The sequence below is a fragment of the Hydrogenobacter hydrogenophilus genome (assembly GCF_900215655.1).
In the GTDB taxonomy this organism is placed as follows: domain Bacteria; phylum Aquificota; class Aquificia; order Aquificales; family Aquificaceae; genus Hydrogenobacter; species Hydrogenobacter hydrogenophilus.
The window spans coordinates 113,212-127,097 of the sequence record NZ_OBEN01000003.1 but is presented as its reverse complement, the minus strand read 5'-3'; the positions used below and the strand labels follow the sequence as shown (position 1 = coordinate 127,097).

Below are 13,886 nucleotides of genomic sequence, written 5' to 3'. Positions count from 1 at the left end.
CTATGAACTTTACGATCTGTTTGTGTTTTTTGTTTCTCATTCTAATATTATCTCCCCATTGTGGGGAGCTTTTTTGCTATTTTTTAAACAGTCTCATACTGACTTGACAATTCACTTTTTTGTATGTTATCCTTCATAACAAACCTTCCCAAGGAGGTTCAAAATGCTAATAGCAGTTTTACTTTTCATCTGTTGTGGTTTTGCTTTAGCCAAGGATGAGTGTAAGCAGGTAGAAGGTTATGCATCTTGGTATGGTAAGGAGTTTCACGGAAAAAGAACTGCAAGTGGTGAGACCTTTGATAAGTACAAGTACACCGCAGCATCTAAGGTGTTTCCATTAAACACTTATGTGCTTGTCAAAAACTTAGAAAACGGTAAGGAAGTAGTGGTCAGGATAACTGACAGAGGACCTTTTGTCAAGCACAGAATACTTGACCTTTCAAAAGCTTCTGCAGAAAAACTCGGAATACTCAGTAAAGGTAAGGTAAGAGTAAGCGCTATACCTCTTTACTGTGTTGCAGACCAAGAGAAAAGCGCAGACGATGAGTATTTAAAGGACTTAATAAAAACCTTCTAATTTCTGTTAACTATCAGCGTACCACATCCACCTAAAGGATCTTTCCTAAAACGGGTTGATAGGGTCACTCTTATACCGTATCTTTTTAGAAAAAGAAACTTCTCTTCATATTCCTTTTCGCTCAGCGGTTCAAAAGAGCCAGTAGTGTTATAGTAAAGTAAAGTAGCTCCTACTCCAAGTTCTGAAACAAGCTTAGCAAAACTATCAAGATCCTCGTAGCTATCATTCACACCTTTTATCAAAAGGTAAGCAAGGCTTATTTTCTTTTTCTTAGCTTTTGACATAGATGCAAGTTCTTCTCTTAGAGTGTCTATCAGTGCATCTATATCACCACCGTGTGGGACAAGTATTTTTCTCTTGTCGCTTTTTGTGGAGTGTATGGATACGGTGAGTCCATTGTGAGGAAGTCTTAGGAGGTCTTTCAGATACTTATACGGAAAACCTGTGGTGTAAAAGGAAACCTTTAACCCTGCTTTCTTAAACTTCCAAAAACTTTCCACTACATTCTGATAGTTCATCAAAGGTTCTCCTATGCCTGCAATAGCTATTCTCTTTATAGGAAAGCTATCTTTGAGAAGGTCATACTGCTTATATATTTCCTCGGAGGTTAAATTTCTCACAAGTCCATTGCTTCCTGAAAGACAAAAGGGACACCTAATGGCACAGCCCACCTGAGTAGAAACACACAAAGTGTCCCCACGGTAAAACACCGCTTCCACCCTGTTGCCATCTTCCAATTCAAAAATAAAAAGCTCGTTAAGCTCACTCCTGAGCGCTGATATAAGCCTCATCTTCTTTATAGGTTCTTCTACAACAGAGCCCACAGCTTTTGCAGTGTCTAAGAGCCTTTTCGTAGTCATAGGGTAAAAGCTTGTAAAGGTCTATTTCTTCTTTCCTGCCTTCCGTTTGGACAAGCACCTTACCCCTTGGTGGGTCTATGTAGAGTATCTGAATGACTTTGCCGTTAAAACACAGTTCTGTACCTGTTTCCGGAAGGATGTTTTTGACTATATAGTTATCTCTTTCGTAAGCAAGACAGCATATGAGTCTTCCACAAGGACCAGTAAACTTTGCTGGTGAAAGGGGAAGATTTTGCTCTTCTATGTCTTTTAGGGATATGGATTCAAAATTCTCAGCAAACCTTACGCAACAAGGTACTTCACCGCACGCACCTATCCAACCCATCATCTGCACCGCATCCCTTACGCCTACCTGTCTCATCTCTATCCTTTTCTTTATAACCTTTGCCAAGTCTCTTACGAGATTCCTAAAGTCCACCCTCTGCTCAGCAGTGTAGTAAAAAAACACCTTTCTCTCATCCAAGGGAACGTATGCCTTTATAAGTTTCATATCAAGCCCATGCTGTGATATTTTTTCCTTACACAGGTTGTATAGGTCTTTAGCTTTTTCTAAATTCTCCTCCATCCTCCTTATATCTTCGTCCTTTGCCTTTCTTAAAAAGGTGGCTTTTATAGGAGAAGGCTCTTTGGATATTCCCAACACTCTGACCACCTCTTCACCCTTTTCAGAATTGACAACTATAAAGTCATCCCTGTTTATGTCATCGTCCCATACACCTTCAACTTGAAGAATCTTACCCGTATCCTGAAATTTTGCCTTTATGTAAGACATGGTTTACCTCCTTTTCAAGCACATTATTTTTATTTCTTATGCCCGCATAAGTAAAATTTATAGCACTACTCATATCACAGACATTAATATAATATAGCAATACATATGAGGAAACTGCTTTTTGTATTGTTTTTTTTGCTTGGTTTTGCAGGAGCAGGTGATTGGTTCAGTGATCCTATCCGCGGTATAGAGTATGCAAAAAAAGAACAAAAACCTGTGATGTTTTACTTCCATTCGGAGCATTGTCCTTACTGCCTTCAGATGGAGACCTTTGTTTTTAGTGATGAAAAGGTTTCCAAATATTTAGACAAGTTTGTGGTTGTATCCTTAAGCATGGACTCACAGGTAGGTAGAGCCTGGGCAAGGCGCTTTAACATTTTTGGCACACCCACTTTTGTTTTTTACGATCCTAAAAAAGACACCGTTATGAGCGTGGTCTTTGGAAGTAGGAGCAAAGAGGATTTTATAAAATTACTTCTGATGGCTTGTGAAATGTCAAGCACAAAAAAGTGTTAATCATTCAGGGAGAAAGAGTAAGGGCTTGTCAGCAAATAAACTTTTAAGGAGGTGTAAACATGGACAGAAGGCGGTTCTTGGTGCTATCAGCGGTAGGAGTTGCTGGCCTAACCTTTGTGCCGGGTCTTTTTGGACCTTCCTTAGCTGCGTCCAAGCTTGAAGAAGACATCCAAAAAAGGCTTGGAGTGTCTCTCTCTCAGATCAAGGAGTCAGCAGATGTGAAGCTTCAGGCACCCACCATTGCAGAATCCGGTGCTAATGTGCCTGTTTCCGTAGAGTCAGACATTCCTGTAGAAAAAGTAGATAGTATATGGATATTTGTTGATAACAATCCAAGTCCATGGATAGCAGATGTAAAACTCACACCTATGAACGGTAAGGTTTACTTTGCTACAAGGATCAAAATGGGTCAGACTTCCAATGTGAGAGCCATACTTAAGCTAAAGGATGGTTCGTACCTTATGGCAACCAAGGAGGTCAAAGTAACCGTAGGCGGTTGCGGATAAAAACTCTAAAAGGAGGTTAAGCATGGCTATAGGAGCTGGAATACTAAGAGTTCCAAAGGAAGCTAAGAAAGGAGAAATAGTAAAGGTGCAGATGGTGATAACGCACCCTATGGAGCCAGGCACCAGAAAGGATCCACAAACGGGACAGTTAATACCTGCTCACCACCTTACCAAGCTTGAATTGTTCTTTAACAACAAGTTAGTGTCGGTTATCGATATGGGCGGTGGTGTAAGTGCCAATCCCTTTATAGGAATTACTCTGAAGGTAGAAGAGAGTGGTATAGTCAAAATCTCCTACGAGGACAACAAAGGAGGAAAATGGGAAAAGACAGCAGAGATAAGCGTGGTTTAATAAGGAGGAAAAGGTATGAGGAGGTTGTGGTTATTACCCCTATTGATAGGGACAGCGGGAGGCGTTGTTTTTTACGCTCTTGCACAACAGGAAGACCCCGCACAAGAAGTCAAAAAGCAGAAGGAGATGCTTCTTAGGGAAACGGGTATACTCCCCGGAGATGTTTATGCAGAGCAAGGAAGAGACCTATTTAACAAGCCCATGGGTTCTGCTGGTAAGTCGTGTTCAAGCTGTCACGGTCAGGATGGTAGATACCTAAAGGGAGCATACGCACACATGCCAAGGTATTACAAAGACATGGATGCGGTTGCAGACCTTGACACAAGGATAAAGTACTGTATGGAAAAGTATATGGGTGTCAAAGATGTAAAGCACGACATTAACTTCAAGAGCATTGCCACCTTTGTAGCAACCCTCTCCAACGGCATGAAGATGGATGTAAAGCTTGAACATCCCAAGGAAAAGGAAATGTACCAAAAAGGTAAAGAGTTATGGTATGCACGAGTTGGCAAAATGGACTTCTCCTGCGCCATCTGTCATGATACCTACGGAGGTCAGAGGATAAGACTCCAAACCCTCGCAAGAGTCAAGCAAGACAAAGTAGCAACACACTGGCCTGCCTACAGATTTTCCAACGACCAGCTTTGGACTATGGAGGATAGGATAAGAGGGTGCTATAGTCAGATCAGAGTGACCCCACCACCCCACTTCCATTGGACTAACATAGCCCTTAGCCTTTATATGGCTTATGAGTCCAACGGTGGTGTCATAGAAACACCAGGATTTGTAAGGTGAGGAGGGAAAGGATATGAAGAGACATTTTATTCTTCTGTCAAGTGTGGTTCTCTTTGCCTGCGCACCAACACAGCAAGAAAAACCCAAGCCTGTGGAAGCGCCAAAACCTCCCCCTCAAGCAAAGGCTGAGGAAAAAAAGCCTACCTTTGAAGAGGATACAAAGCAAGACACTGCTCAAAAGCTCTGTTCTAACCCAGAAGGAACTGTTCCTGCAGATATGGTTGCCAAGTTTCTTGAAGAACAAAAGAAGCTTATCAAATATCCTCCAAACGGTAAGCTGGTGGGGGACTGGAAAAAGGGAGAACAACTCTTTGCAAACCCAAGAAAGGGCAACTGTTATGCCTGCCACTGTGCGGACCCCAAAGAACTCGCCTGTGGGAACATAGGACCCATACTTAGGCACTATGGTAAGCGTCAAAATGATGTGAAATATACCTACGAAAAGATATACAACTCGTGGGCTTATGTACCTTGCAGTATAATGTACAGAGCGGGAGTGCACGGTATACTAACCCCAGAGGAAATAGCGGATATAGTAGCATACCTTCACAGCCCTGAATCCCCAGTGAACAAGTAGGAGGAGACTGATGCAACTCACAAGAAGGGACTTTTTAGAACTTGCCATAATAACTGGAGCATACCTGAGCGCAGACCCAGTGTCTGCGCTTGCCAAGATGAAAGCTGAGGACCTTATGTCCTTTAAGAGTCTTGGTAATGTGACCTTAGTATTTACCACGGACCTTCATGCTCATCTTAGACCCCTTTACTTCTCTGAACCTGTGAATCTTGTTCCACCAAAGGGACTTGAAGGCATTCCAGGATACGTTGCAGGCAAAGACTTTTTGAAAATGTATAGGATAAAACCTGACACCCTTGAGGCATACTTTGCAAGCTGTGTAAACTTCCCAAAGCTCGCAGAAAAGTTTGGTAAGATGGGAGGAGGAGAGCACATAACTTGGATCATAAAATCCATAGTGAATGAAAGAGGAAAGGACAAAGTGCTCGTCCTTGATGGTGGAGATACATGGGTCACTACAGCCATAGGACTCTTCACGGAAGGTAAAGCGGTGGTGGACTGGATGAACTATACGGGATATGACCTTATGGTAGCTCACTGGGACTTTACCCTTGGAAAGGAGAAGTTCCTTCAGAGACTAAAGGAGCTCAAAGCAGAGTTCATATCACAAAATGTAGTAGATGCTGATTTTGGAGACCTCATATTTAAACCTTACTCCATAAGAGAAGTTGGTGGTGTAAAACTCGGAATCATTGGAAACTCCTTCCCCTTTACACCCATAGCCAATCCAAGAGAGTTTGTTGAAGGATGGAGCTTTGGCGTAAGAGAAGAGCAGATGCAAAAGTTCGTAGATGAGCTAAGAAACAAGCACAAAGTAGATGCGGTTATTTTACTCTCTCACGACGGCTTACCCTTGGACATAGCCTTAGCAAAAAGAGTAAAGGGTATAGACATCATCATCTCAGGACACACTCACGATGTGACCCCCAAGCCCTATTTTGTTGGAAACACCATGATAGTAATTGCTGGCTCTCACGGTAAGTATGTGGGAAGACTGGACCTTGACATAAAGAACGGAAAGATAAGAGACTACAGGTTCAAACTCATACCTGTGGCAAGCAACCTCATACCTGCGGACAAAGGAGCCAAAGAGCTCATAGACAAATGGTACAAGCCCTACGAAGATAAGCTCAAAGAGGAGATAGGTGTTGCTGAAGTTTTAATATACAAAAGGGATACCTTCTTTAGCACCTTTGACAGACTTGCAGGTATGGCTATAGCGGACTACTATCACGGTGTGGATATAGTAACATCACCAGGCTACAGATGGGGAACAACTATCCTGCCAGGACAAAAAATAACAGTGGATCACATTTATGACTTTACCGCCATAACATATCCCAATGTTTACGTTATGAAGAGAACGGGTGAGCAACTAAAAGCTGTTTGGGAAGATGTAGCGGACAACGTGTTCAATCCTGATCCCTTCTATCAGCAAGGTGGTGATATGTCAAGGCTCTACAATGTGGAATACGAGATAGAAATAGGAGCAAAGCAGGGGCAGAGGATCAAAAGAGCTTGGGTAAAAGGTAAGGAACTTGATCCCAAGAAAGAGTATCTTGTAGCTGTTTACGGAGGACCCACACCACCACCAGAAAGCTTAGTGCCAGATGCCAAACCTGTGCCCGTTTATGATATAGTAATAGACTATGTAAGAAAGAAAAAGCACATATATGTAGACCCAACACCAAATGTGAAGGTGCTTGATGCCAAGTACACACCCCCATTGGAAGCCTTCGGAAAAGGTATGGTCAGGAGGACAAGAGCATGAAAAAGCTTCTCTTTATTCTTTTCCTTTTCCCCCTTTTATCCTTAGGTGCAGACATAACCAGTCTAATGTTCTACACCTACAAAGTAAGAGATGCAAACTTTAATGAGGTTGTGGAGGAGCTAAAGCAGGAGTTAAACGGTAAAGACCTTAAGCTTCTGCGCACCCTTACCATATCTGAAGCTATAAAGGCAAGAGGTGTAAAGGATTTTCCAAACTACACAGTCCTGCTTGCCTGTGATAAAAAAGAAAAAGAAGACCTACTTTTGAGATCACCCTTTATGAGCAACCTTATCCCTTGCTCTGTTGCCATATACGAAAACAAAGATGGTAGCGTGTCCATAACCATAGTGAACGAAAAGCCTTACCTTTTAGCCTTCTCTAAGGAGATCTCAAAAGAGGACAAAAAGTTCATAAGCAGAACTTACTCAGAACTCAGACGTGTTATTTCAAGCATAGCAAAACCAGAGAGAAGAAAGTTCAGCAAGGGTTATTTGAAAAAGATGATGAGAGAGTTAAAAAACGCTTCCTTTGAAACCTCATACAGTATAAAAGGTATGAATTTTGACGATGTGAAAACGCTTCTTAAAAGTTCTTTGGACGGAGTTAATATGAACATACTTGCGGTAGAAGATGTAAGAAAAGAAAGCCCCAAATACTCTTTTATGCTTGCGTGCAACTTAACCTATGGCGAGAAGATCCTAAGAGAGTTTCCTCATTTTGGAACTTTAGCACCGTGCAGGATCTATCTCTACGAAAAGCCCGATGGAAGTGTTGGTATAGGATATATAAACATACAAACCTTGATAGAACTGTACAGAAAACATCTGCATAAAGATGCAGTAGAAGTATTTGAAAAAGCTGACAGGGACATAAAATCCGCAATAAAAGAAGTGAAAGGAGAGTGATATGCACCTCCTTCTCTTATTGCTTTTGTTTCTCTATCCTGCTTTCCCATATTACCCAAAGCATGTAAAGGAAACTATCCAAGAAATAGATAGAGATATCTATGGTGTTTTTGGCACTTACGAGCAGGTGAATAATAAAAACAGAGGTTTTATATCCAACGCTTACTTTGTGATAACAAAAGATGCTGTAATTGTCTTTGATGCTCTAAGCACTTATAAACTTGGAAAAGAGCTTTTGGAAACCATAAGGAGTATTACCAAAAAGCCCATAAAGTATGTAGTGATATCCCACTATCACACAGACCATTTTTACGGACTTGGTGCTTTTAAAGAGGTAGGAGCTACAGTTATAGCACACCCTTGGTCTTATCAGTATCTGTCTAGTGAAGAAAGTCAAAACATGCTCAAAGCAAGAAAGCAGTTGCTTGGAAAACACATGGAAGGAACTAAGCTAATAAAACCAGACATAACCACTTCTGAATCCTTAACTATACACCTAGGTGATGAGAGTTTTGAAATACATCACTGGTGCAAAGCTCACACTAACGGAGACATAGTTATGTACATGCCTTCAAGAAGAATACTTTTTGCTGGGGATCTGGTTTTTGGTGGAAGAGTGCCTTTTTTGGGTTCTGGAAACTCAAAAACATGGCTGGACTGCCTTGACAGGATACTGCAAATAAAGCCTCTCTTGCTTCTTCCGGGACATGGACCTTACTTAAAGGGTGAAGAAGCCATACAAAAACAAGTTTTATGGACTATGCGATACATACAAGACATAAGGAGTGTGGTGAAAAAATTATATGAGCAAGGACTTAATATACAAGAAGTCAGAGATAAGGCCAACGAGGAGATGCTAAAGCTAAACCCGGAGTATGCACAGGTGGGCGCGTTTTTTGATGTGAACCCTGTTAATGCATATTACATTTACTTTGAGATAGAAAGGGAAATGCTTGAAGCACCTCAAAATTAGTTGTATCATTATAGTTATGAAGGACTGCATATTTTGTAAGATCGTTTCCAAGGAAGTTCCTTCAAAGGGTGTTTATGAGGATGACATGGTATATGCTTTTCACGACATAAACCCCGTAGCTCCTATTCACATACTTATAGTTCCCAAAAAGCACATACTTGGCATTCAAGAAATGCAAGAAGAAGATGAGAAAGTTGTAGGACACATGTTATACACTGCTAGGATTATAGCTGAAAAGCTCGGAATTGCACCAGATGAAAACCTAAATAGAGGCTACAGGCTTGTCTTTAATGTAGGAAAAGATGCAGGGCAGAGTGTCTTTCACCTTCACCTTCACCTCATAGGTGGAAGACAGATGAGCTGGCCACCCGGATGAAAAGCTTTAAAGACTTTATGAAAGAGCGTGTCAAAGAATACTATTCAAGCACAAAAATAGGGAGGGATTTCTTCACCGCACCCGAATTGGATAGGGCTTTTGGCATGGCACTCTCTGACCATCTTTATCAACTTATACATGACATGAGCTCTCCCGCGCTCTTAGAGTTAGGTGGAGGGAATGGAAGCTTGGCTTACGACATTCTTAGCACCTTCAAAAGTAAGTACCCAAACATTTATCCTCATCTTACCTACTACATATACGAAAGTAGCCCTTACCTTCTGGCTCTTCAAAAAGAGAGACTCAAAGAATTTGAAGGTAAAGTCTTTTGGACATGCGAGCTTATACCTCTGGAAGGGGTTATATTTTCCAACGAGTTCTTTGATTGCCTTCCCGTTCATGTAGTAAAAGATGGTAAAGAGCTATATGTAGATAATGGTAAAGAGCTGTGGGGACCAATAAGTGATGAGAGAATAAGCCTTTTTTTGGAACGCATGAACTACAAAGACAAAAATCATGTGATTGAGGTTTGTCTTGAGTGTTTGGATTTTTTAAAAGCTATCTCCCAACACCTTCTTAAGGGTTATCATCTACTCATAGATTACGGTTATACATCTAATGAGATGCACAGGTATGTGGAAGGTACAGTAGTAGGTTATAAGTCCCACAAGGTGGTAAAGGACATTGTGAAAGAAGCACCTCCCTTTGATATCACAGTCATGGTTAACTTCTCAGCGGTAGTGGAATACGGTAAAGAGGTAGGACTCAAAACCGTATACCTTAATAACCTAAGAGATTTTCTCATATCCTCTCCTTCTTTTCTTGAAGAGCTTGAAAGGTTAAGCTTATCCCAAGATTCAGAAGACATAGAGAGGCTTTCCAGACTTAAAACTATGCTTGTGAGTATGGGAGACAGGTTTAAAGTTCTTGTGCAGGAAAAAGTTTCGTCATAAAGCCCTTATCTCAATCTCGTAAAGCTCTCCTTTGTTCTGTATGGGAATAGTTCCTGTCCTTCCAGTAAGCACAAGAAGCCTTCCATCCTTTGTAAATATCACTGACTGTATAGCTTCCTCCAAATTACCACCTACAAGCTGTTTGAAGTTAATGATATCCTTTCTCTCCTCGTCAAGAATGAATATATCACCCCTTGAGTATTTGACTATGTCAAGAAATCTCTGGACTATTCCTGCAGAGTTTTTTACCACATAAGCTACCTTAAAACCCAAGATATCTCCTACAGCACCCCTTGGATTAAAAATGTAATTTATCTTACCTGCAGATCCAACCGCTACTTCCACATAAGAGTAAGAGCCACCAAAGCTTTCGTCAGAAGAGAACACTTCGTTAGAACCGTCAAACACCCTTACCCTTCCAGAACCATCTGTAAACACCAGATAGTTTTTGTAGTAAAAAGCACTGTCAATTCTGAAGCCCCTTGGAACGGAATAAATGCCTACCTCTTTTAAGTTATCCCCTTCAAAAGAGAGCCTTACCACTTTACCGAATTTGTTGTCAAAATCAAAGCTTTGACCTACAAAGGTTTCCTTTGGTTTGCTCTTGTCTAGTACGCCCATTATGTAAGGTATGTCTGTTTTTACAGGAACTAAGCTATCTCCTACCATCTTGAGTATAAGGGAGCTTGCTTTATCCCCGGATATCATGTTCACTATTATGTAGTCCTTATCTTCTTTGCCTACCCTTGCCACCACAAGGTTAACCGCACTTCCGGCAGGTAAGGAGTAAGTGGATCTCTTGATTATGTCATTTTTTAAAAGCTCGTAAACTTCTACCCTTCCAGAATAGAGAATGGCAAGGTACTCTTTGCCGTTGCCCATAAGGTCCCCTACATCTGCGGAGATGGGTATGGACGGAAGAGCCTTTATAAGCCTACTTCTTGCGAGGAGTCTGAGATCTCTAAGGCTTGCTCTCTCTATTTGCTGTTTAACTACCTGTGGTATGGAGTAAAAGGCTACTGGTGATCCGAGAAACTCCACACCGTAGCCATCTTTGAACTCCTTCACAGTATAGGCACAGCCACTACCCTTTTTTATACCTTCTACCACAGAGCTTATTTTAAAAAAGCCCTCCTCTGAACCCTCGTAGCACACATCCTTTGCAGAAAGAACTACCTTATCGCCCACTTTTATCCTACCTTCTTCCTTGATCACTTTTGCACGGGAAAAGTTGTCCTCTACCTGGTCTATCTTTATTTCTCCCACCTTTTTGCGCTCTTTTCCTAAGGGTTTGCCTGTAATGGGATGGAAAAGTTCTTTACCCTCTTCAAAAACGGAAAATTCTTCTCCCACCTTTACCTGATCCCTGCCCATATCAATAAGTACCTGTCCTTTTTCTACCTTTATCACATAGCCTTCCCGAGAGAAAAACTTCTTAATGTTTTCCATAGGATCCTGTGCAAAAACGCTTGATGTGATAGCTATCAAGAGTACTACTAAGAGCTTTCGCATAGATCCTCCAGAGCAGATATTATAGCTTCTGTCATCTCTTTTGTGCCTACTTTTTTAGTTCCTTCTGTGTATATGTCTGGAGTTCTATAGCCTCTCTGCAGAGCTATCTCTACTGCCTTTTCAATAGTATCAGCGACCTGTGTTAGTCCAAAGGAATACCTTAGCATCATACTTGCAGATAGTATGGTTGCTATGGGATTGGCTATTCCTTTACCTGCAATGTCTGGTGCAGAGCCGTGCACAGGTTCGTAAAGGGCATGTTTGTCTCCAATACTGGCTGAAGGCAACATGCCAAGGCTTCCTGTGATCACTGCAGCCTCGTCAGAGAGTATATCACCAAAAATATTGCCTGTAACTATCACATCAAAGGAACTGGGACGCCTCACTATCTGCATGGCACAGTTATCCACATAAAGATGCTCTACCTCAACATCAGGAAAGTTCTTGCTTTCCTCTTGTACTATCTCCCTCCAAAGAGCGCTTACCTCAAGCACGTTGGACTTATCCACACTGGTGAGCTTTTTCTCCCTTCCCCTTGCTATCTCAAAGGATTTTCTAACTACCCTTCTTATCTCGTCCTCTGTATATCTCATTGTGTTTATACCTACCCTTTTACCATTTTCCCTAAATACCCCTCTGGGCTCACCGTAATAAACATCACCAGTTAGCTCTCTTACCACTATAAAATCAGTGCCTCTTACTATATCATCTTTTAAAGGTGAGGAGCTTATGAGAGGTTCATAAACTTTTGCGGGTCTGAGGTTTGCATATAGGTCAAGGGCTTTTCTAATGCCAAGAAGACCCTTTTCTGGCCTCTTATGGGTAGGAAGATCATCCCACTTGGGACCACCTACCGCTCCCAAAAGTACAGCGTCAGATTTCAAACAGAGCTCAAGAGTTTCCTGAGGAAGGGGATCACCCTTTTGGTCTATAGCTACGCCTCCGATCAGCCCCTCTTCAAAGGTGAAGCTATAACCAAAAAGCTCTCCTACTTTTTCAAGAACCTGTAGCGCACTTTGGACTATCTCTGGACCTATACCATCACCTTTCAAAACGGCTATCTTAAAGGAAGGCATTCCTTTATTATACTACGCTTCTTCGCCGTAAGCTTTCCAAAGAACCTCTATAGGGTGCAGTGGTCTTCTACCTGTACCGAGTTCTATCTGATTGCTTGCCAAAGGACAGTCTGATACATAAAGGTCTGCTTGAGCACCTTTTAGTTCCTCAAAGAGCTTAGAGCCTACCTTGTACGCCATGTCAAAAGTCTCCTTTCTTACGCCAAAAGTTCCATCATGTCCTGAACATCTTTCCACAATCCTTACCTTTGTGTTGGGTATGAGCCTCATAAGGTTTGCAGCTTTGTAGCCTACATTTAAGGACTTAAGATGACACGGAATGTGATAGGCTATGTTCCCCATAGATACTTTAAACTCCTTGTTTAATTTACCTTCTTCGTAAAGTTTCCAGAGATATTGGTGCACATCGTAAACCTTTTCCGCTACCGCCTTTGCATTCGGATCGTCAGGAAGGAGTAGCGGATACTCGTACTTTATCTGTAAGGCACAGGTAGGTATGGGAACTACTATATCGTATCCTTTATCCACATAAGCTTTCAGAGACTTTATATTAGCTTTTGCTTTTTTTATAACTGCATCCACATCGCCTATGTCAAAGAAGGGTATGCCACAGCACTCTTGCTGAGGTAGTTCTATGAGTATGTCGTTTTTCTCAAAAACTCTTACGAGGGCTTTTCCCTTTTCAAGATAGTTATAGTTCAAAAGGCAAGTATAAAAAAGGGCAACTTTCCCATTTTCACCTCTTACCTTTTTTCTGTTTTTTTCAAACCAATCTACAAAGGTTTCGGAGTTAAAGGGTGGGAGCTTTGCTCTTCTATCCACACCCATAAAGTTCTCCATAATAACCCTTACGGGTTTTACATCCTTTACGGAATTTACAAGGGAAGACATACCAACAGAGAGCTTACCCACAAGGTCTGTGTTGAGCATAAGTTTGTCTGTGAGTTTAGCACCCTCCTTTTTGAACTTCCATATTTTGTATCTCAGAGACAGGTGCGGAAAGTCTATCCTCCACTCGTGAGGAGGCGTGTAAGGACACTTAAAGTAGCACTGCTTACAGTGAAAACAAAGCTCCAAAGGTTTTGCCAGCTCTTCTTTGCTAAGGGCGTTTATGTCATCGTCATGCCTGTCTACCGCATCAAAGAGTGCCGGAAAAGATGGGCAGTAAGAGATGCACATTCTACAGTCTTTACACTTAGAAAACACTCTTTTTGCCTCTTCCCATAGAGCATCCTCGTCAAGAAACTTTGGGTCTTTAATATCAAAGTTAAAATCCTTTACTCCACCCAAGGACACATCTTGCATAATTCACTCCTTCTTAAAGTAATTACATTTTTTTATTATATGCAAAAGATTTTCAAATGT

16 protein-coding genes are annotated in these 13,886 nt (G+C 41.5%); 11 read left to right on the top strand and 5 right to left on the bottom strand.

Annotated features, from left to right (window positions below; all coding sequences use genetic code 11):
• The first annotated feature begins 163 nt into the window (after nt 1–163).
• Nucleotides 164–577 carry a septal ring lytic transglycosylase RlpA family protein gene (locus tag CP948_RS04445; protein ID WP_096601630.1) on the top strand — a complete coding sequence of 138 codons (414 nt, stop codon included), beginning with the start codon at nt 164–166 and terminating at the stop codon, nt 575–577.
• Here the strand turns inward: CP948_RS04445 and CP948_RS04440 are convergent.
• Nucleotides 574–1,368 carry a radical SAM protein gene (locus tag CP948_RS04440; protein ID WP_096601660.1) on the bottom strand — a complete coding sequence of 265 codons (795 nt, stop codon included), beginning with the start codon at nt 1,366–1,368 and terminating at the stop codon, nt 574–576. The two genes, CP948_RS04445 and CP948_RS04440, sit on opposite strands and share 4 nt — an antisense overlap.
• Entirely contained in the window at nt 1,340–2,209 is an 870-nt protein-coding gene (locus tag CP948_RS04435) for a PSP1 domain-containing protein (RefSeq protein WP_096601627.1), read from the bottom strand. The genes CP948_RS04440 and CP948_RS04435 overlap by 29 nt, the downstream gene beginning before the upstream one ends.
• A 105-nt stretch (nt 2,210–2,314) precedes the next feature.
• Here CP948_RS04435 and CP948_RS04430 point away from each other — a divergent pair, with 105 nt between their 5' ends.
• Genes CP948_RS04430 through CP948_RS04385 form a run of 10 tightly spaced genes read left to right on the top strand, consistent with a single transcriptional unit; the run spans nt 2,315 to nt 9,933 of the window.
• Complete coding sequence (locus tag CP948_RS04430) at nt 2,315–2,725, top strand: thioredoxin family protein (protein ID WP_096601624.1); 411 nt, start codon at nt 2,315–2,317, stop codon at nt 2,723–2,725.
• A 59-nt stretch (nt 2,726–2,784) separates the two neighbouring features.
• Complete coding sequence (gene soxY, locus CP948_RS04425; protein WP_096601621.1) at nt 2,785–3,231, top strand: thiosulfate oxidation carrier protein SoxY; 447 nt, start codon at nt 2,785–2,787, stop codon at nt 3,229–3,231.
• A gap of 22 nt (nt 3,232–3,253) precedes the next feature.
• Nucleotides 3,254–3,583, top strand: coding sequence for a thiosulfate oxidation carrier complex protein SoxZ (gene soxZ, locus CP948_RS04420; RefSeq protein WP_096601618.1), 330 nt, complete (start codon nt 3,254–3,256; stop codon nt 3,581–3,583).
• Nucleotides 3,584–3,598: 15 nt separating this feature from the next.
• Complete coding sequence (soxA, locus tag CP948_RS04415; protein ID WP_096601615.1) at nt 3,599–4,378, top strand: sulfur oxidation c-type cytochrome SoxA; 780 nt, start codon at nt 3,599–3,601, stop codon at nt 4,376–4,378.
• Nucleotides 4,379–4,391: 13 nt separating this feature from the next.
• Nucleotides 4,392–4,955 (top strand): sulfur oxidation c-type cytochrome SoxX, encoded by a 564-nt coding sequence (gene soxX, locus CP948_RS04410; RefSeq protein WP_096601612.1) that lies wholly within the window; start codon nt 4,392–4,394, stop codon nt 4,953–4,955.
• 10 nt (nt 4,956–4,965) lie between these two features.
• Nucleotides 4,966–6,726 carry a thiosulfohydrolase SoxB gene (gene soxB / locus CP948_RS04405; RefSeq protein ID WP_096601609.1) on the top strand — a complete coding sequence of 587 codons (1,761 nt, stop codon included), beginning with the start codon at nt 4,966–4,968 and terminating at the stop codon, nt 6,724–6,726.
• Entirely contained in the window at nt 6,723–7,631 is a 909-nt protein-coding gene (locus tag CP948_RS04400; protein ID WP_096601606.1) for a DUF302 domain-containing protein, read from the top strand. The genes soxB and CP948_RS04400 overlap by 4 nt, the downstream gene beginning before the upstream one ends.
• A gap of 1 nt (nt 7,632) precedes the next feature.
• Nucleotides 7,633–8,604, top strand: coding sequence for an MBL fold metallo-hydrolase (locus tag CP948_RS04395; RefSeq protein ID WP_096601603.1), 972 nt, complete (start codon nt 7,633–7,635; stop codon nt 8,602–8,604).
• 10 nt (nt 8,605–8,614) lie between these two features.
• Nucleotides 8,615–8,980 carry a histidine triad nucleotide-binding protein gene (locus CP948_RS04390; RefSeq protein ID WP_096601658.1) on the top strand — a complete coding sequence of 122 codons (366 nt, stop codon included), beginning with the start codon at nt 8,615–8,617 and terminating at the stop codon, nt 8,978–8,980.
• Nucleotides 8,977–9,933, top strand: a complete 957-nt coding sequence (locus tag CP948_RS04385) for an SAM-dependent methyltransferase (RefSeq protein WP_096601599.1) — start codon at nt 8,977–8,979, stop codon at nt 9,931–9,933. Before CP948_RS04390 ends, CP948_RS04385 begins: the two co-directional genes overlap by 4 nt.
• Here the strand turns inward: CP948_RS04385 and CP948_RS04380 are convergent.
• The 3 genes from CP948_RS04380 to CP948_RS04370 are packed head-to-tail and all read right to left on the bottom strand — an operon-like array spanning nt 9,928 to nt 13,826.
• The gene (locus CP948_RS04380; RefSeq protein WP_096601596.1) at nt 9,928–11,445 is read right to left on the bottom strand and encodes a hypothetical protein; all 1,518 of its coding nucleotides are present in this window, start codon (nt 11,443–11,445) and stop codon (nt 9,928–9,930) included. The two genes, CP948_RS04385 and CP948_RS04380, sit on opposite strands and share 6 nt — an antisense overlap.
• Nucleotides 11,430–12,521: a 3-isopropylmalate dehydrogenase gene (leuB, locus tag CP948_RS04375; protein WP_096601593.1), complete on the bottom strand. Its 1,092-nt coding sequence runs from the start codon at nt 12,519–12,521 to the stop codon at nt 11,430–11,432. Before leuB ends, CP948_RS04380 begins: the two co-directional genes overlap by 16 nt.
• 12 nt (nt 12,522–12,533) lie before the next feature.
• Nucleotides 12,534–13,826: a heterodisulfide reductase-related iron-sulfur binding cluster gene (locus tag CP948_RS04370; protein ID WP_096601590.1), complete on the bottom strand. Its 1,293-nt coding sequence runs from the start codon at nt 13,824–13,826 to the stop codon at nt 12,534–12,536.
• Nucleotides 13,827–13,886: the final 60 nt, after the last annotated feature.